The organism is Epilithonimonas sp., from assembly GCF_032055105.1.
Lineage (GTDB): Bacteria > Bacteroidota > Bacteroidia > Flavobacteriales > Weeksellaceae > Epilithonimonas.
On sequence record NZ_DAMBRK010000010.1, the window covers coordinates 1 to 20,250 of the forward strand.

The 20,250-nt window shown below is 32.5% G+C and carries 15 protein-coding genes and 1 tRNA gene; 10 read left to right on the forward strand and 6 right to left on the reverse strand.

Annotated elements, in window-relative coordinates:
• Positions 1-72 precede the first annotated feature (72 nt).
• From RTY06_RS09810 to RTY06_RS09820, 3 genes are all read right to left on the reverse strand, one after another.
• On the reverse strand, positions 73-762 hold the full coding sequence (locus RTY06_RS09810) for a DUF4328 domain-containing protein (RefSeq protein WP_312824573.1): 690 nt from the start codon (positions 760-762) through the stop codon (positions 73-75).
• 29 nt (positions 763-791) lie between these two features.
• The gene (mgtE, locus tag RTY06_RS09815; RefSeq protein ID WP_312824737.1) at positions 792-2,111 is read right to left on the reverse strand and encodes a magnesium transporter; all 1,320 of its coding nucleotides are present in this window, start codon (positions 2,109-2,111) and stop codon (positions 792-794) included.
• Between the two features lie 91 nt (positions 2,112-2,202).
• Positions 2,203-2,757, reverse strand: a complete 555-nt coding sequence (locus RTY06_RS09820; protein ID WP_312824574.1) for a pyruvate decarboxylase — start codon at positions 2,755-2,757, stop codon at positions 2,203-2,205.
• A gap of 133 nt (positions 2,758-2,890) precedes the next feature.
• Between RTY06_RS09820 and polA the strand changes: the two genes are divergently transcribed.
• The 4 genes from polA (at position 2,891) to RTY06_RS09835 (ending at position 7,613) form a co-directional block, all read left to right on the forward strand.
• Positions 2,891-5,722: a DNA polymerase I gene (polA, locus tag RTY06_RS09825; protein WP_312824576.1), complete on the forward strand. Its 2,832-nt coding sequence runs from the start codon at positions 2,891-2,893 to the stop codon at positions 5,720-5,722.
• A gap of 184 nt (positions 5,723-5,906) precedes the next feature.
• Positions 5,907-6,011, forward strand: coding sequence for a YciI family protein (locus RTY06_RS16195; RefSeq protein WP_409450839.1), 105 nt, complete (start codon positions 5,907-5,909; stop codon positions 6,009-6,011).
• Between the two features lie 174 nt (positions 6,012-6,185).
• Positions 6,186-6,536: a VOC family protein gene (locus tag RTY06_RS09830; RefSeq protein ID WP_312824578.1), complete on the forward strand. Its 351-nt coding sequence runs from the start codon at positions 6,186-6,188 to the stop codon at positions 6,534-6,536.
• 51 nt (positions 6,537-6,587) lie between these two features.
• Positions 6,588-7,613 carry a M28 family metallopeptidase gene (locus RTY06_RS09835; RefSeq protein ID WP_312824579.1) on the forward strand — a complete coding sequence of 342 codons (1,026 nt, stop codon included), beginning with the start codon at positions 6,588-6,590 and terminating at the stop codon, positions 7,611-7,613.
• Positions 7,614-7,683: 70 nt separating this feature from the next.
• Here RTY06_RS09835 and RTY06_RS09840 read toward each other — a convergent pair whose 3' ends face one another.
• Together RTY06_RS09840 and RTY06_RS09845 are read right to left on the reverse strand one after the other, a co-directional pair.
• Positions 7,684-8,451 (reverse strand): NrtR DNA-binding winged helix domain-containing protein, encoded by a 768-nt coding sequence (locus RTY06_RS09840; RefSeq protein ID WP_312824580.1) that lies wholly within the window; start codon positions 8,449-8,451, stop codon positions 7,684-7,686.
• Positions 8,435-9,592, reverse strand: coding sequence for an MFS transporter (locus RTY06_RS09845; protein WP_312824581.1), 1,158 nt, complete (start codon positions 9,590-9,592; stop codon positions 8,435-8,437). Before RTY06_RS09845 ends, RTY06_RS09840 begins: the two co-directional genes overlap by 17 nt.
• Positions 9,593-9,833: 241 nt before the next feature.
• Here RTY06_RS09845 and RTY06_RS09850 point away from each other — a divergent pair, with 241 nt between their 5' ends.
• The gene (locus RTY06_RS09850; protein ID WP_312824583.1) at positions 9,834-12,761 is read left to right on the forward strand and encodes a TonB-dependent receptor; all 2,928 of its coding nucleotides are present in this window, start codon (positions 9,834-9,836) and stop codon (positions 12,759-12,761) included.
• Between the two features lie 12 nt (positions 12,762-12,773).
• A complete protein-coding gene (locus RTY06_RS09855) occupies positions 12,774-14,315 on the forward strand; it encodes a RagB/SusD family nutrient uptake outer membrane protein (protein WP_312824585.1) in 1,542 nt (513 codons plus the stop codon).
• A 476-nt stretch (positions 14,316-14,791) separates the two neighbouring features.
• Here RTY06_RS09855 and RTY06_RS09860 read toward each other — a convergent pair whose 3' ends face one another.
• On the reverse strand, positions 14,792-15,895 hold the full coding sequence (locus tag RTY06_RS09860; protein ID WP_312824587.1) for a M14 family zinc carboxypeptidase: 1,104 nt from the start codon (positions 15,893-15,895) through the stop codon (positions 14,792-14,794).
• A gap of 483 nt (positions 15,896-16,378) precedes the next feature.
• Here RTY06_RS09860 and RTY06_RS09865 point away from each other — a divergent pair, with 483 nt between their 5' ends.
• The 4 genes from RTY06_RS09865 to RTY06_RS09880 all read left to right on the forward strand — a co-directional run bounded on the left by RTY06_RS09865 (position 16,379) and on the right by RTY06_RS09880 (position 20,198).
• Positions 16,379-17,050: a hypothetical protein gene (locus RTY06_RS09865; RefSeq protein WP_312824588.1), complete on the forward strand. Its 672-nt coding sequence runs from the start codon at positions 16,379-16,381 to the stop codon at positions 17,048-17,050.
• A gap of 289 nt (positions 17,051-17,339) precedes the next feature.
• Positions 17,340-17,858 (forward strand): helix-turn-helix transcriptional regulator, encoded by a 519-nt coding sequence (locus tag RTY06_RS09870; RefSeq protein WP_312824589.1) that lies wholly within the window; start codon positions 17,340-17,342, stop codon positions 17,856-17,858.
• Positions 17,859-17,880: 22 nt separating this feature from the next.
• Positions 17,881-17,952: transfer RNA gene (locus tag RTY06_RS09875), tRNA-Arg, on the forward strand.
• A 44-nt stretch (positions 17,953-17,996) separates the two neighbouring features.
• Positions 17,997-20,198: a B12-binding domain-containing radical SAM protein gene (locus RTY06_RS09880; RefSeq protein ID WP_312824590.1), complete on the forward strand. Its 2,202-nt coding sequence runs from the start codon at positions 17,997-17,999 to the stop codon at positions 20,196-20,198.
• Positions 20,199-20,250: the final 52 nt, after the last annotated feature.

The window sequence follows — 20,250 nt, forward strand, 5'->3', positions numbered from 1 at the left end:
TCTTTCCTATCAAAATATTATTTAATTTTGTCTAAACTTTTGGGTGCAGTCTAGAACGAGAAGGTTTTTTTATTATATCAAAGGTTCAATTTCTTTCTGAGTATTTCTTTCATTAATTTTAATAATATCAACCTCTGCTTTAGAATAATAATTTTTAATCATCATTACTGCTATTATTGCAAGAGGGATTCCTATTAAGTTATTAAAAATACTTGCTTGTGTACTAAATATCAACTCGTCTAAAGTTTCTGCTTTTATTGAATAGCGCATTGAAAACTGGCCAATGATATTGTTTATTATCCATAGAAACCACCACCAATAAACAATATTAACATTAATTTTACTTGATTTCAAATTATTTGAAGAAAGATATTTGGAAGTTTCATCAAACATAGATTTCATAATTTGATAGGGTCTGTAAAGGTTGACAAAAGGAACAAACCACGCACCAGCAACCCAATCATCAGAAAATTTAAAATTTCTTACCTTCAAGCTAATATTATAATAAGCTCTTCGGAACCACATTATAAAAGCAATTGCAGAAATAATATATGTCACTGAATAAACTATTCCAATAACTCTTTCTCTAGAGTCATTTTTGTCTGCAGTTTCTGATGAAAACAAAATGCCATCTGCTATGGATTGTAATAATCCGTATTGAAGATATCCAGAAATCATAGAGATGATATCCATTGCCATAACAATCCAAAGCATATTTATAGCAACCCTTGCTCTTTTAGCATTTGGTCTAAGAGTTTTCATAATGTTTATAAGTTTTCATAGAAGAGAAATTATAATAATTTTCCGGTGAGAAAAAGTCCTGCAACAGAAAAATAGATAATAAGTCCAGTAACATCTACAAGTGTCGCAACAAAAGGAGCGGAAGAAGTAGCAGGATCGAGTTTCAGTTTTTTAAGAACAAACGGAACCATAGAACCAGAAATAGTTCCCCAAAGTACGATGAGCATTAGAGAAACGCCGATACTCAGTCCTACAAAAGTCCAATGTTCTCCATAATTGAAAAGTCCAATTTGTTGCCAAAAAGCAATTCTCATAAATCCAATGATTCCTAAAATACTTCCTAGAAAAATACCCGTGAATATTTCTTTCTTCATCACATACCACCAATCTTTCAAACCAATCTCCTGAAGTGCCATTGCACGGATAATCAAGGTTGCAGCTTGCGAACCAGTATTTCCACCACTAGAAATAATTAGAGGAACAAATAACGCCAACACAACAGCTTTCTGAATTTCATCTTCAAAATGTCCCATAGCAGAAGCGGTTAACATTTCAGAAAAGAAAAGAACAACTAACCAGAATCCGCGTTTTTTTACCATTTCAAAAACTGAAGTCTGAGTATAAGGAAGGTCTAACGCATCCAAACCTCCAAATTTTTGAATGTCTTCCGTATTTTGAGATTCGATCTGATCTAAGATATCATCAATTGTTACAATTCCAACCAAAACGCCATTTTCCGTGATAATTGGTAAAGCACTTCTGTCATATTTCTCAAAATAAGGAACAGCATCTTCTTTGGAAGTTGTGGTCGTAATAGCTACAAAATGATCGTCAGAAAGTTCTGAAATCAATTGGTCTTCATCTGCCAATAGGAGAGAACCGATGGTAATGTCGTCTATCAAACGATTCCTTTCATCTACAACATAAAGAAAATTGAGTGTTTCTACTTTCTTTCCAACTTTTTTGATTTGCTGAAAACATCTTTTAACGGTCCATTCTTTTCGGATTTGAACATAGTAAGGTGTCATCAATCTTGCGATTGAATCGGCTTCGTAACCTAAAAGTTTCAATGCGACACGACGTTCTTGCGGATTCAAAAGATTGATAGAAGACTTAATTAATTCATCTGGAAAATCTTCGAATAATTGTGTTCTGTCATCGGGTGACATTTCATTCAAGATATCAGAAACTTCGTGACTTGCAATGCTTCTAATGGTTTCTTCTTGAAAATCAGGGTCTAAGTGAGAGAAAACATCCGCTTTTTCAGATTTCGGTAACTTCAGAAACTGTAACAGACGTTCTTTCACTGGCAATTTGCTCAATGATTCTGCTACGTCAGCTGGATTTAATATGATTTCTGTATTCTCGATCTTTTAGAATTTTGCATTGCAAAAGTATTAAAATCTTAAAGAATTTCTTTAGAAATAGATTAATAAAGTGTGAATAAAAATTATACTAGAACTAATTTTTTAGCTCTTTGTCCAATTTTCGGATAGCACCTTTTGTTCCAATGATTACAGAATTAGAAGCGGTACCAAGTAATCTTCCGTTTCCTTTGTAAGTATCATAAGAAGTTTCCATGATGTATTCTCCTTTGGAGTTATACAATTTCATGCTCACAATCACTTGATTAGAAAATACATACTTTCCAAATCCAACCTTGAAATATTTCACTTTTGGAATTACTGCGACATCTGCATTATTATTTTGACAAATCTCTTTTACAGTTTTAGTATCAACATCATCAAAAGAAATTGGTGTATCAACTTGTAGATATTTGATGTTTCCCAAAGATTTCATTTTATCAGAAGTTGCACTGTGAAAAGCCGTGTACGTTGGTTCTTTTATTTCATTAATATCGGGAAAAACTTCAGGATTAAAATAAAGGATAGTCTTTACCTTTGATACTTTTATATTTTTATTTTTATATAGCAACGCATCTCCATAATTTGCGCAGGAAATAAGAAGGGTTGATATATAGATTGTTAGAAAAAAAGAAAGTAGATGTGTTTTCATTTGCTTGGTGCAAAATTACAATCAATTTTCAATATATCAATACAATGGTTTAGGATTTTTTTAACAGAATTCAATAGTTCTATTTTAAATTCTTTCAGCCATTAATCATCACATTTTTATTACTTTTGTTTTTATGACTTCAACAGACAAAAGATTATATCTTATTGATGCCTACGCTATGATTTTCCGTGGGTATTTTGCATTCATCAAAAATCCTAGGATTTCCACAAAAGGTGTGAATACTTCGGCTATTTTTGGCTTTACCAATTCTTTAATTGAATTAATAAAAAGAGACCGCCCAACACATTTAGCAGTAGTTTTTGATGTGGGAAGAACCAACGTCCGTCACAACGATTATGCAGATTACAAAGCCAATCGCCTGGAAACTCCCGAACCGATTCTTTTGGCAAAACCTTATATTAATGATATTTTGGAAGCGATGCACATTCCGATTCTTGGATTGGAAGGCTATGAAGCCGATGATGTCATCGGAACAATTGCCTGCAAAGCGGAAAAACAAGGTTACGATGTTTTTATGGTAACACCTGACAAGGATTTTGCTCAGCTGATTACAGATAAAATTAAAATGTATAAACCAAGTTCTAAAGGCGGTGATATTGAGATTCTTGGTGTTGAAGAAGTCAAAGCTAAATATGAAATCGAAGATCCAAAACAAATCATCGATTATCTTGGGATGATGGGTGATGCAGTTGACAATATCCCTGGTTTGGAAGGTGTTGGTGAGAAAACCGCTAAGAAGTTTATTCAGGAATTTGGTTCGATGGAAAATCTTTTGGCAAACACTCATCAGCTGAAAGGAAAACTTAAAGAAAAAGTTGAAGCAAGTGCCGAAAGAGGTTTGTTATCAAAGAAATTAGCAACAATTCTTTGTGATGCGCCCATTGATTTTGTGGAAGAACAATATGACCTCGAAGTTCCGGATTTCGAAAAAGTCAAAGAGATTTTTGATGAATTAGAATTCAGAAGACTTTACGAAAATCTTTACCGTGCATTTTCAAATAAAGAGTATGTAGAAGAGCTTCAAGATTCTGACAACCAGCAATCAACTTCTAGTAGCCAAAATCCTGTTCATAAAAACGGAACAATGGATTTGTTCGCCAACTTCGAACAACTAGAACAAGCGACTACTACCAAATCTACAATCGCAGAAAACGACCACATTTATCAATTCATTGATAACCCGAAAGCGCAAAAAATATTAGTTTCAAATCTCTTAAAGCAGAAAGCAGTTTGTTTTGATACAGAAACAACTTCGCTTAATGAGTTGGAAGCAGAATTGATTGGAATGAGTTTTTCCTACAAAAAAGGCTTAGCTTATTACATTCCGATTTCTGAAAATAGGGAAGAAGCACAAGAAACGGTTGAGATTTTCCGTCCGTTTTTTGAAGACCAAAATGTTCTGAAAATCGCTCACAATCTGAAATACGATTACAAAGTTCTCCAGAATTACAATATTGATGTCGAAGGAAAAATCTTTGACACAATGATTGCGCATTATCTTCTAAATCCAGATGGACGACACGGAATGGATTATCTTTCCGAAATGTACTTGGATTACAAACCTGTTTCAATCGAGACTTTAATTGGAAAAAAAGGAAAAAATCAGTTGACGCTTCGTGAAGTTGATATCCCGACTCAAACCAATTATGCTGCGGAAGATGCAGATGTTACGTTCCAGTTATACGAATTATTTGCGCCTCAATTAGCCAAAGAAAATGTGGAAAAATTGTTTTATGATGTAGAAATGCCTTTGATGAAAGTTCTTGCGAAAATAGAATTGACGGGTGTTAAACTCGATAGCAATTGGCTTGCGAAGGAAAGTATTGATTTGGAAAATGATTTGAGATTATTAGAATCAAAAATTTTCGAATTGTCTGGAGAAGAGTTCAATATGAATTCGCCAAAGCAATTGGGAGAAATTCTTTTCGATAAAATGCAGCTTGATCCGAAAGCGAAGAAAACCAAAACCGGGCAATATGCAACGTCGGAAGATGTTCTTCAAAAATTATCTTCAAAACACGAGATTATCACTTCAATTCTGGAATACAGAACGTTACAAAAACTGAAATCAACTTATGTTGATGCTTTACCTGGTCAGATTGATAAAAAAGATAACCGTGTTCATACAACTTTTGCTCAAACTGTTGCAGCGACAGGACGTTTAGCAAGTGTAAATCCGAATCTTCAAAATATCCCAATCAGAACATTGAGAGGACAGCAAATTCGTGGTGCTTTTGTTGCTGACGAAGGAAAAAAAATCATTTCTGCCGATTATTCTCAAATCGAATTAAGATTAATTGCTGAAATTTCCGGTGAACAAAATATGATTAAAGCTTTCCAAAATGGAGAAGATATTCACGCTTCCACAGCAGCGAAATTGTTTGGTATTGATTTGAGTGAAGTTTCAAAAACACAGAGAAGTCAGGCAAAAACAGTGAATTTTGGAATTATTTATGGACAAGGTGCTTTTGCTTTGGCGGAACAAACCGGACTTTCCAGAACCGAAGCCAAAAAGATGATTGATTCTTATTACGAGACATATCCGCGTTTGAAAGAATATATGGCTGAACAAGTTAAAAAAGCGCAAAATTTAGGTTTTGTAGAAACCATTCTGGGAAGAAGACGTCATTTGAAAGATATTAATTCCAGCAATTTTGTTGTAAAAGCTCACGCAGAAAGAAACGCTGTGAATGCGCCAATCCAAGGAAGTGCAGCCGATATTATCAAACTCGCAATGATAAAAATCGAAAACGAATTGGAAACTCAAAAACTGGAAACCAAAATGCTTTTACAGGTTCACGATGAATTGCTTTTCGAAGCTCCGATTGATGAAATTGAAATCGCAACAGCTCTTATTAAAAAAGAAATGGAATCTGCTTTTGAAACCAAAGTTCCTTTGTTAGTAGAAGTTGGAGTAGGAGATAATTGGTTGGAAGCGCATTAAAACTATGACAATTTATCAATGTAACAGTTTACCAATCACAGAAATATTACACTGTTACATTGATATATTAATAAATTCATATGATGAAAGCAGTCATTTTTTACGAACACGCAACTGACAAAACAATGGATGAGTTTATGGCCGTTTTTCCACGCCACGAAGAATTCGAGGCGGAGTTTATTTTGTGAACAAACAAGCCGCAGAAGCTTTTGTGAATGGCGACCCGTTTGTTCAGGAAGGTTTGATCGCGAAAGTCACTATCAGAGAATGGAATGACGAATTGGCGTAATAAAAATTAATAAAAACCACATAGACACATAGAAATCTGAAAATACAATCTAGAAATAGAAAAAATAGAATCAAAAATTGACTATTTCATCTTAATTTTCACTGAAAATCTATGTGATTATGTGGTTAAAAAATATTTTGTGTAAATTTAAATAGGCTCTTAAAATTCAATATTATGATATCACAGATAATTCCAAAAATTCCTTTTATTGATAAAGGAAAAACAATTGATTATTATAAGAATCTGGGATTCGAGTTTGTTGCGGATTATGAAAATTATCTGATTGCGACTTATAATAATTCTGAACTTCATTTTTTTGAGTTCAAGAAATTGATTCCTTCAAAATCAGATTTTATGCTTTATCTTAAGATTTCTAATAATATTGATAAATTTTTTGAGCAAGTGGTTGCTAAGAATATCACCATTCATCCCAACGGAAATCTAGAGACAAAACCTTGGGGAATGAAAGAATTTTCCTTGCTAGATCCCAATGGAACACTCTTGAGTTTCGGAGAAATAATATAAATTTTCTGTAACAATTAATCTTTGATTTCGACTTAATATTAAATTTAATCTATGAAAAATATAAAACTATACGGTTTTTTGATGGGCGTTGCGCTTGTTACTAGCTGTGCTTCAACAAAGAACTTTTCTTATGAAGGAAAAGGTTTCAAAGATGCTTATAATAGTATTACTTGGGAAGAACTGAAAACCAATCTTTATATAATCGCTGATGATAAGATGGAAGGTAGAGATACCGGAAGTGCTGGTCAGAAAAAAGCAGGCGAATATATGATTGAGCAATACAAAAAGAACGGAATTGGATTTCCTGCAAGCTTAGGTTCTTATTATCAGAAAGTTCCGTCTGAAGCGATGAAAAAATATGGAGAAACTCTTCCTGATTCTGAGAATATTTTGGCTTTCATAGAAGGTTCTGAAAAACCAGACGAAATCATCGTAGTTTCTGCACATTACGATCACGTTGGAATGAAAAAAGGCGAAATCTACAACGGAGCGGATGATGATGGAAGTGGAACTGTTGCGGTTATGGAAATTGCTCAAGCTTTCCAAGAAGCTAAGAAAAAAGGTTATGGACCAAAACGTTCTATTCTTTTCTTGCACGTAACAGGTGAGGAACACGGGCTTTTCGGTTCGGAATATTATTCGGATCATCCTGTTTTCCCTTTAGTAAATACTGTTGCTGACCTTAATATCGATATGATTGGACGTGACGATCCAGAAAACAGAGGCAAGCAATATGTTTATGTAATTGGTTCAGAAATGTTGAGTACTGAATTGAAAAAAATCAATGTTGCAGCCAATGATAAAACCGTAAAATTGGAACTTAATTATAAATATGATGATCCGAAAGATCCTCAGCGTTTATATTACAGATCAGATCATTACAACTTTGCAAAACATAACATTCCGGTAGCATTTTTCTTTGACGGAATCCACGAAGATTATCACAAACCAACTGATACACCTGATAGAATTGATTACCCATTACTTCAAAAAAGAACACAATTGGTTTTCACGACAGCTTGGGAACTGGCGAACAGACCGGACAGGATTGTGGTTGATGGAAAGAATGACAGATAAGATTAAAACTTTTAATATAAAACAAAACCAGCTTGTTACTAAGCTGGTTTTTTATTTGAGATTAATTAAATTATTTATCAAAATCCGATTTTTTAATTTCGGAGCCCTCCAAGAATCGATATAGATAAGGCGCTTTGTTCGCCGAACCTGTAAAATGTTTTTCTAATCGTTCTAAGATGTTCATACTCAGTATCTTTCTTTGAAAGTTGTTTCTTCTTAGAGGTTCTCCCAAAATAGATTCATAAAGATTTTGTAATTCTTTCATTGTGAATTTATCAGGAAGAAGATTACTTCCCATGACTTGATAATCAATATTTTTTCTGAGATAGAGTAGTCCTTTTTCTATCATTTCTTTGTGGTCGAAAGCAAGATTTGGGAGTTCGTTGACATCAAACCATTGGCAAACTTCATTGAAAGAATCTGGAAATGTGTAAGTTAAAGTGTAATCTATCAAAGCATAATAACCGACAGATATAAAACGCTGATAAATCCAGTGATTGGTATCGACTTCTATATTTTTGTTTTCTAAAAGTTTCTGGTGCGTATTATTTTCAGTTCTTTTGATATCTCCAAAAGTGTAGAATTGCTCCATAAAAACATCCGAAAGATGTGTTCTCTCGTATAATGTTCTTGCGGCAGCATCATTCAGATTTTCATCATTAAAAACAAATCCACCAGGAACAGCCCAAAGATCCAAATCGTGGTATTTCAGCAACAAAACTTTGAGCGTATCTTTATGAAATCCAAAGATAACGCAGTCTACAGAAACGTGTTCTACAAAATCATTGGTATCAATTAATTCTCTAAGATTCTGTTTATTCTTATTGATTTCGGTCATAGGTTATAGGCGTTTTATTTAGAAAAAATGTGAGTCCAAATATAATTAATAATGGGAATAAAATAAATAAAGGATAAAAATTACTAACATTTTTATGAAAAATGCCAGCCATATACAGAGATCCAACTGAACTTCCTAAAGAAGAACAGACGACAACAATTGATACAAGAAGATGGGTTTTTTCTTTTGGAACTTTGTTTAATATTTCTGAGTTATAAAGAGGGAAAAGTGGTGATAAAAATAATCCAATCAATGGCATTATAAATATCAATAAAAATTTCAAATCCGTATAAAAATAATAGATCAAAACTTGGCAGGCAATCAATATTGAAAAGACAAAAAGTAAGCAAATCAAAACAAACTTGAACCAATGAAATCTAAGTATTAACCGGCTTGTAACCAGTCTTCCGATGAAAGAAAATAAAGCTAGAAAAGCAGATGCTTGTAAGGCAAAATAAGAGTTGACTTTCAAATTATTTTTAAAAAAACTTGGAAGCCAGGAATTGAAACTCTGCTCTACAAATACCATAAAAAAAACAATAATGAAGAAGTAAATCAATTTTGGTTTTAGAAAAAATTTCCATCCTCCAGATTCTTTTTTATTCTCTGAAATTTGCTCTTTCTCAATCTTTGAATTTTTTAACATCAGAACATTAATGATGCTTAGTAGGGCAATAATCCAAAATCCATATTTCCAATATTGCGCGTAATTACTCGTTAACAAGCTGCCAAAACCTATATTAACGAAAAAGATTCCAATCATAAAAGAAGCATCTACGCTGGAAACAGCACTTGCCAATTGGTTGTCCTTAAAATTATTTTTGATAATACTGAAAACTGTAATTTTTGCAATAGCAAAACCAACACCAACAATACTTAACCAAATCTTAAAGAACCAAAAAACTTCAACCAACGGGAGAGCAATAGAGCTAATCATTATAAAAATTAAAGCAAAAATGAGAGCTTTCTTATTACCAGTTTTTGCAATCCAATTAACACATAATAAGGAAACTATAGCCATCGGAATGTCTTTAAAAGACTCCAAAATGCCAAGACCTTTGTAAGAAATTGTTGTCGACAATTGCAAGATAATCACACCCATACTATTTAGTAGCATTGAGAAGATCAAGAAATTAAGCATTAGAGGTAGCTTAATTTGATTTTTATTAACATTCATGTAATGAAGCCTTAACTTTTTTTAACAACTAGGAGCTATTTTAGTGATTTCAAAAGTACAAAAATTAATAGAAATCAATAAAAAAAATATGCACAACTGTCTATAAATAAAGGATAAATTAAAAAATATAAAAATTATTTTGTGATGTAAAAAAAAAAACTATTTTTATTGTCTCAGTTTGAGATTAACAAAAATTAATTAAAATATGAACTTAAAGTATCCAAAATGTCTTGGTTTAGCTGTTGTGCTTTATTTCACTGCAAACTACTCAGCCCAACAACGGGTAAATGACACAGCTTCTAAAGAAAAAACGATAGAAGAAGTAGTAGTTATCGGTTATGGGACTCAAAAGAAAAGCAATGTAACAGGTGCAATTGCGAGCATCAAAGCATCAGATTTGGAAAATGCCCCTATGGCAGGAAGACCAGAACAAGTTTTACAAGGTAGAGCCGCTGGTGTATCTGTTATTTCAAATTCTGGACAACCAGGGTCCACACCTACAGTTCGCGTACGAGGTATCACTAGTTTCGGTCTTGGAGGGAATAATCCACTTTGGGTAGTTGATGGAATTGTAGTAGACAATATTGGATGGCTTAGCCAATCTGATATCGAAGGGATGGAAATACTGAAAGATGGTGCATCATCAGCTATATATGGAGTTTCTGCCGCAAGAGGTGTTGTATTGATTACCACAAAAAAAGGAGCCAAAGGAAGAATGAATCTTTCTTACAATGGTTTCTATGGTGTAAGTACTGCGGCTAAAAAGTTAGATCTTTTAAATGCTACTCAATATGCAACCATTATGAATGAGGCTTATACAAATGACTTTACAGGATCTCCAAACGATCTCCAGCCAGTATTAGGGAATCCTGAATCTTATGGCGTAGGAACAGATTGGCAGAAACAAATTTTTAATTCAGCCTCTCGACAATCTCAAGAATTCAGTATTAGTGGAGGAAGCAATAAATCTACATTCTTTTCATCTTTCGGGTATTACGATCAGGACGGGATAGTTTTGAAAAATATTTCAAATTATAAGAGAATCAATGCAAGACTAAATTCTACACATAAAGTTTTAGATTGGTTAACCATTGGACAGACTTTTTCTTATACACACGTCAAAGCACGCGGAATTAATGAAAATGGAGAATTCGGTGGGCCTTTGAGCTCTGCAATTAATTTGGATCCGATTACGCCGGTTGTTGTCACTGGGAATGTAGCTGACCAGCCTAACCCTGCAGACTATGGTAACAGTAATATTGTGCGTGATCAGAATGGCAATCCATATGGAATTTCCAAGTATGTAAGTAAAGAAATGACCAATCCATTGGCTTTCCAGCAAGTACAAATGGGGAATTATAGATGGTCTGATGATCTTATCGCCAATGTTTTTGCGGAGATAAAACCAATCAAGAATATTACTTTCAAATCCAGTATGAATGGTAAATTGTCTTACTGGGGAAATCAATCTTTTACACCGACTAATTATTTGAGTTCGGCTGCTCAGAATGGTTTTAATAGCCTATTCAAACAAACCGAACAAAAGTTTGAATGGAACACAGAAAATACATTGACTTATCAAAACAAATTTGGACAGCACAGTGTTAACTTTCTTTTAGGTCAAGGATATTATGAATATAATATCTCTTCAGGACAAAATATAACTTATCAGAATCTACCAGTAAATACTTGGCAGGAAGCATCATTCAACTACAGTGTTTCTGCAGAAAATAAAATAGGCAATGCGTGGGAAGGAATACATACTCACAAAGCATCTTATTTTGCCCGATTAGTTTATGATTATGACAACAGATATCTTTTAACGGGGACTTTTCGTAGAGATGGTTCATCATTATTTGGAGCAAATAACCATTGGGGAAACTTTCCGGCTGTATCTCTTGGTTGGAATGCCTCTAACGAAAGTTTCTGGCCAGAAAATAATATCGTGAATAGTCTGAAACTACGAGGTGGTTATGGTGTTTTAGGAAATGATGAGATTAAGCCTTTTTATTTTGCTAACTTCTTGGTTGGTAATGTCAATTATACATTTGGTGATAATGTCATAGCGAATGGAGTTGCACCAAGTACATTGGAAAATCCAGATTTGAAATGGGAAACGACTTCACAGTTGAACTTAGCAGTGGATCTTAAACTTTTTAATACTTTGGACTTAAGTGTAGATGTTTATAGAAAGAAAACCAGTGACATTTTGAGACAAGTACAATTGCCAGGTTACTTAGGCTTATTGAATGATCCTTTTAAAAACATTGGTGATATGAATAATGATGGAATTGAAGTAAGCTTGGGCTATAAGAAAAAATGGGGAGATTTTGGTTTCTCAGCCAATGGTAATTTTGGTTATCTGAAAAATGAAGTTACAAGATTGGAGAACGGAAGAGAATATTATCCTTTTGGTTCATTCCAAACTTTAGGTAACGTTGGAAGATTACAAGTTGGAGAATCATATGGTTCTTTCTATGGTTTCCAAAATTTGGGGATTTTTCAAAACCAAGCAGAAATTGATGCTTACAGAAATGCAAGTGGTGGCCTAATTCAAGGTTCTGCGAAACCTGGAGATTTCAAAAGATTTGATGCCAATGGCGATGGGAAAATCGATGAAAATGATTATGTAAATCTTGGTAATTCAGTACCAAAATATACTTTTGGTTTAACATTGAATGCCAATTATAAAAACTTTGATCTGATGGTATTTGCACAAGGTCAGGCCGGAAACAAGATATTCCAAGGATTAAGAAGACTTGATATTCTTGAAGCGAATTATCAAACAGCAATTTTGGATCGTTGGACAGGCGAGGGAACATCTAATGATATTGCAAGAGTTTCCAGAAACGATAGTAATCAAAACTACACAAGAATGTCCGATTATTATTTACAAAAAGGAGATTATCTACGTTTGAAGTTGGTTCAGATTGGATATACAATTCCTAAAGATGTTTCGCAAACCATTGGTGCAAACAAAGTGAGATTTTATGTGACAGCTGAAAACCTTGTAACATTCACAAAATATACAGGTTATGATCCAGAAATTGCAGGTGGAGATACATTTGGTATAGATAGAGCTTTTTATCCACAGGCGAGAACAGTACTGTTCGGAGCTAATATTCAATTTTAAATTTAAAATATAATGAAAAATAAAAAATTTATATATAAAAGTATTTCCGCCTTAATGCTAATGGGAATCAGTTTTGGAAGTGTCTCTTGTGACAATGGTAACCTAGAAGATGTAGAAAATAAAGGTGCTTTTGATGCTTCTAATTATTTTAAAGATGAACAACAAGCATTTACAGGTCTTGTCGCTACCTACGATATGTTGAGAAAATATTCTGGTGGATTTGAAAATATGGTAACATTCTTCAATGGAGCTTCGGATGATTTCTATTCTGGTGGTGGTAATTCTTCAGATGGAGCCGGAATTCAAGGATTTTCAAATTATACAATTAATCCAATTATTATGCCCGCAAGTTATTGGAAAGATTATTATAAAGGAATTGCAAGTGCTAATCTTTTATTAGAAAGAATTCCGAATACTTCTATGAATGATCAAACAAGAAAAAGATTTATTGGAGAAGCTAAAGTTTTAAGGTCATTATATTATTTTGAATTACTTAGAATGTTCAAAAATATACCCTTAATTCTTAAGCCAGTATTAGTTTCAGATGATTTTTTAAATATACCGCAAGCTAAACCAGAAGATGTGTATGCACAAATAGAAGCCGATATATTATCTGCGCTTAATGATCTTCCAGTGAATCTTGATCCTAATAATAAAAACGAGGTGGGAAGAATCACACAAGGATCAGCTAGAGCTATTTTAGGTAAAATATATCTTTATGATAAAAAAAATGCGGAAGCTGCAGAACAATTTCAAATGGTGAATGGGACACCTGGAAGTACAAGCCAATATGGTTATAAGTTAGTTGGTAACTTTTCGGATCTTTGGAAAGTAGATAACAAATTTACTACAGAATCAGTTCTTGAGGTGATGCATACAAATGGAAGTAGAGCAGATTGGGGGTTCTGGGGGACTGGTCAGGATGAAGGAAACTCGATCAACGTAATGCTAGGAATTATATCTTACAAACGAAATAATGTCGCAAATAATGATGCGCCTGACATCTATGCAAGTTGGGGATTTAATCCAATAACTGATGATCTTTTCAATTTTATGCAAGGAGATCCACGTCTAGAGGCTACAATTATTAATGCTAAAAAATATAAAGCAGAAGGTAAGATTGATTATTCTCCTGGATTTCGAGATACTGGTTATTTCTTGAGCAAATTTGCACCTAGAAATGCAGATAAAAGTCCTCTGACAGGACCTACAGAACTTAACTTCCGTCAGAATTATATTGTTATTAGATTAGCTGACACTTATCTTATGGAAGCCGAAGCGCTTGGAGCTAGTGGAGCAAGAGCACAGGCATTATTGGATGCAGTAAGAGCCAGAGTAGGATTAGCCTCAGTTCCTGTAACTCTTCAAACTATTAAAGATGAGAGAAGAAGAGAATTGGCTGGAGAAGGGCACCGTTGGTTTGACCTTGTAAGATGGGGAGATGCGCCAGCAAAATTAGGTGGAAGAGGATTTGTAACTAGTAAAAATGAGATTCTTCCAATTCCTTTCAACGAGATGATTGGTACTGCATTAAAACAAAATCCTAATTATTAATCTTCATTTATTAAATAAAATTGAAGATACATTAAAGAAAGGATTTTAATTTAAAAATTAATTTTTCTTATTATATTCTTAGGGTGAAAGAGGCTTTTTATGGCCTCTTTCATTTTTATTAAATTCTCTAGTAAAGAGCAATGCTCAAGCTTAAAATAATGATAGAATTAACATTAAATTTTTCATAATCGTTTATTTTTAGATAGAATGAATTTAGAAAATATTATAACAAAATATCAGATTAAATTAGAGCTAATTCTCTCCTTTTTCAATAATTATAAAATGTCCTATAATTTATATTATGTTAAATTGGATTATTTAATCAATTGAGAATTAATGATTTTTACAAATTATCAATTAAATAATAAATAAAAACAGCCAAAATTTGCAAGAATTTTGGCTGTTTTTATTTTCTGTGTGAGATTATATTCAATAAAAAATTTTATATCAGATTCTCAGCGATTAGACTTTAAAAATTATTCAATTATAAAATCTACAATTGCATCAAGCTTTGGAAATTTCTTAACGGAAACAAATTTCTTATCTGTACAGTCAATTTCTGTCCAGCCTTTTTTATGATTCAAATCACCAACTTCAATAACATACGGTTGATAAGTCAGATTTTTGTTATCATCCAAAATTTCTCTGTATTGTACAGCAATATCCAAAATACATTCGAACTCTGTATTAAGCTTGACATTTCTGTAAATCAAATCAAAATGAGTTTCTTTGTTCTGCGGAATATCAAAATAAGTTTCATAGCTGTAAGTATCACCTTTAAGCACTGAGATTGCCTTCAAAGCAAAATATAAAGCGTGCGTGTAATATTCTCGAGTTTTTTCTCTTTTGAGGTCATTCTCATAAAAACCACCTTCAAATAAAATTGGAGTAACTCCTGCTTTCATAAAATTGTCACCGCTGGATGTTGGGTAAAATTCGTCTGTATATTTAGCAATTCTGTGAGGTAGGATTTGCTTCATCTGCAGATAAATTGCCGCGATCACAGCCATGCTTTTTTTTCTGTTTTCTGTAATGGTTCTTTCAACATTTTCTGAAGGAGCCAGAAATGATAATGTCGCAGGATGCTTACCATCAGTTGTGAAAATCGTGCGTTGGTCGTGGAGATTAAAAGCGTAATCGTAATTTCCTTCTAGAACGATAGATTTCAGGATTTTTATTTCGATACTAGACATTCTCAGATAATCTCTGTTGATATCGATATCAAAAGCGTTTCTTCTGGTCCAAACTTCAGAACCATCAGGATTCAACATAAAAATAAAATCTAACTGAATCAATTCTAAAAGCTTTTCTTTCAGTTCCGGATGTTTTTCCCAGATTGATAACAAGTCCAACATTGCTAGAGTTGCAGTAGATTCATTACCATGCATTTGTGACCAAGCTACAACTTTAGTTTTGCCATTTCCCAAAGTCATCATATAAATAGGTTTGCCTAAACTGGATTTTCCGACCTCTTTTATATAATCGCTGTAATTGCTCTGTAGGTAAGAAAATAATTTTTCAGGGGAAATATAGCGATTAGGGAAATCAGCATTTTGTGAGTAAGGAAAACTATTGGTCATTTTATCTTGGTTTGATTTTTCACAAAAATAACATTTAATCTCAAATAAGACTATTTACATTTGTAAAATATTTAAACAAAACCAAATGTCACTTTGTCTGTTGATTTTTTTGTGGATTACATTATAATTATTTTAAAATAATAAATCATTAATTATCAGTTATTTAGCAAATTTAAATAAAGCATAAATTTAGATTTACTTTAATGTGGTTTTCGGTTATAGGCTTTGATTTGTTCATCAAAACACTAAACGTATTTTTAATCACAATTTATATAATATTACAAATGTATAACGTCTTATATTTCAATTATTTTTCTATTTTCACTCATCGTTATCCACAATGGATAAATTTTCAATATTTTCACCTATATTTTTTCATAATGCAACGATTATGTTATATCAGATTAATAAGAATTACTAAGAATTAATCAATGCTGATACCACTTCCCTGCTCTACTCACAAATAACTAAGCTTAAAAATCAATGAAAATAAAGTCTATAATTTTATTCGTTACAATTCTAATTTCAACCAATATTTTTGCCTGTAAATCCGAAAATCCGGATATCAAAACATCTTTTGAGCGAGCAGATTTTGTTTTTATTGGAGATATTTATGATGTTCTCAGAACGCCATCCGGGTTCAAAAATGTTGATGATTATCTAAGCAAAGTGAAAATTGGAAAGATATATAAATCAAATAATTACGATGGCTTTTACAAAAGTAATGCGACAATTTACGCTTCACAACTTCGTTCTTGCGACATTATATTTGATGAGAAAGGAAAATATCTGATATTCGCTTACAATGAACCAGATACAGGCTTTTTGTTTTCACAACAATGTATGAATACAAAGAAACTTGATTTAGCTTCTAAAGAAGATTTAAAAACCTTAGATATTTTAAGCCATTCTTACTTCGAAAAATTGAAAATTGAAAACTCAAAACCGATTGATGTCGATAAGATCGAAATTGTTATTGATGACTACTTTAATCAGCCGAATCGAAGAATGATTAGATTTAATAATGAAAATGAACAATTAAAAATTGAAAACAAGAATTATAAAACCTGGATTCTTGTAATTTCTACAATTTCATTGTTTATAACTGTTATTTTGCTGTTTGTAAAATTTAAATCAAAAATAAAAATTTCGTAATTAATTGATTTTATGATTAATGTTTGTTATTATCTAAATTTAATTTGAAGTAAGCAGAATTTGAAGTTTTAATTCAAGTATGAATTTGAACAATAATTACTGATAGTTTTCAACATAAGGTTTTCCACAAATGCTTATAGATGTGAATTTATATTACTTTTATCAACAATAGAATCTGCAACAAGTTGTATATTAACTAATTATTGTTTAAATATGGGCAATTACAAAAGTAAATTAATAAAATTACAAATGTAATTATAATTAAAATTAATTTCTTTACATTTGTAATATGGATTTTAATGATAGAATTACAAAAGTAATCGAATATTCTAAGTTGTCTCCTGCAGAGTTTGCAGAGGAGATTAATGTTCAACGTTCTAGTATTTCTCATATAATTTCTGGTAGAAACAAACCTTCATTAGATTTCATTACAAAAATAAAAACAGCCTTTCCTGATATCGAATGGGATTGGCTAATCAACGGACAAGGAGAAATGCTGATTTCCGAAAAAGTAATAGAACCTATTGTCGAAGAAAAACCAGAAATTGTAGAAAAGAAAAAATCATCTTTACCAGATTTGTTCTCTTTAATCAATGATGAGAATTTTGGACTTACAGAAAGTGAAGATAAACTTGAAAAAACTAAGCCACGAGAATCTAATATATCTAGGCCAATGACAGATAAAAATATTTTAAACGATTCTCAGCCATTAGAAAATATTGATAAAAAACAAGAAAATTCGTCAAAAAAAATCAAAAGAATCGTATTTTTTTTCCAAGATGGTACTTTTGAGACTTATGAAAATTAATTAAAATTATTTCTATCTTTTTGGCTTCATAGTTCAACGGATAGAATAGAAGTTTCCTAAACTTTTGATCCAAGTTCGATTCTTGGTGAAGCCACTATTTTCCAAGTTTATAAATCTTATCTTTGCAAAAAATTCCTTTTGAAAGATATTCTTCTTATCACGCCACCTTTTACGCAACTTAACACGCCATATCCGGCAACAGCATATATAAAAGGATTTCTGAATACAAAAAATATTTCTAGTTATCAGATAGATCTTGGTATTGAAGTGATTTTGTCGTTATTTTCTAAAAATGGAATTCAAAAGATATTCTCTAAAGAAGTCGTTATTAAAAGTATTTCTGAAAATTCCCGACGAATTTTTGCTTTGAGGGATGAATACATCAAAACAATAGATCAGGTCATTCTTTTCCTGCAGAATCAAAATCCGACTTTAGCAAGGCAGATTTGTTCCATGAATTTTCTTCCGGAAGCTTCCCGTTTCAATCAACTCGATGATATGGAATTTGCTTTTGGAAATATGGGTTTGCAGGACAAAGCTAAACATTTAGCTACATTATATCTTGAAGATCTTTCTGATTATATTGTTGAAAATATCGACTCTGATTTTGGTTTTAGTAGATACGCTGAACGATTGGGAAAAAGCGCCAATTCTTTTGATGAATTATATTCTAAAATTAATGATAATCAGACTTTTATTGATAGTATTACTTTGGATATTCTCAAAGAAAAATTAGATGTTGTTCAACCAAAATTAGTATGTTTTTCAGTTCCTTTTCCAGGGAATTTATATTCTGCTTTTAGATGTGCAAAATTCATAAAAGAGAATTATCCCAATATAAAAACCGCAATGGGCGGTGGTTTTCCAAATACTGAATTAAGAGAAGTTAAAGACAAAAGAGTTTGTGAATTCATTGATTTCATAACATTAGATGATGGTGAATTACCACTTGAATTGGTGTATGAGAATGTAAGTAAAGATTTTCAAGCTGAGGCTCTCGAAGCAACTTACAAAAGAACATTCTTAATTGAAAACGAAGAAGTTACTTACAAAAATAATTCTACAAAACACGATTACAAACAAGCGCAAGTTGGAACACCGGACTATTCTGATTTACAATTAGATCAATATATTTCTGTTATAGAAGTCGCTAATCCAATGCACAGTTTATGGAGCGACGGACGATGGAACAAGCTTACAATGGCACATGGCTGTTATTGGGGAAAGTGTACTTTTTGTGATATTTCTCTCGATTACATAAGAATTTATGAGCCTGTTTCAGCTAAAATTTTGGTTGATAGAATGGAAGAATTAATTGCTTCAACTGGCGAAACGGGATTTCACTTTGTGGATGAAGCTGCACCTCCTGCTCTAATGCGCGAAGTTGCGCTAGAGATTCTGAGAAGAAATCTGGTTGTAACTTGGTGGACTAATATTAGATTTGAGAAAAGTTTCACTCAGGATTTGTGTTTTTTACTTAAAATTTCTGGTTGTATTGCCGTTTCTGGAGGTTTGGAAGTAGCAAGCGATCGATTATTGAAATTAATAGATAAAGGTGTTTCTGTAGATCAAGTCGCACGAGTCACAAGAAATTTTACTGAAGCTGGAATTATGGTTCACGCTTATCTAATGTATGGCTACCCAACTCAAACCGTTCAGGAAACCGTGGATTCTTTGGAAATGGTTCGTCAGCTTTTCGAAATGGGAATTTTACAGAGTGGTTTTTGGCATCAGTTTGCAATGACAGCGCACTCACCTGTGGGGATTAATCCTGAAGAATTTGGTGTAACTCCAATAAAACAAGAGATTCTTTTTGCCAATAATGACATCGATTTTACAGATAAAACAGGAATCGATCATTCTAAATTTAGTTTTGGATTGAAGAAATCTTTGTTCAATTATATGCACGGGATTAATTTTGAAATGCCTTTGCAAAGCTGGTTTGATTTTAAGATTCCAAAGACTAGTATTCATCCGGATTATATTCACGATTCGCTTTTGGAAGAAGAAGATTTAAAATTTAGACCTAATTCGAAAGTTGTGTTTTTAGAAAAAAATGCAATTACAGAAGATTTTATTAAAACTAAAAAAGGTAATTCCTGGGAATTGACACGTCTTACTTTTCATTTGAAAACCAATATTCTAAAAATTGAATTAGACAAAGAAAAAGCACATTGGTTGATTAAAATTCTCAATGAAAATTCGATAGAAAGTTCTAAAAAACCAAGTCTTCTGCAGCTTAAAAATCAGTTTGAAGAAAATTTCGAAGATTTTGAATTATTCTGGTTTTCAAAACCAATTCAGCAATTGAAGGAAAATGGAATAATATTGAGTTTATAAAATAAAAAATCCCGAAAATTACTTTTCGGGATTTTAATTTATATGAATCAGA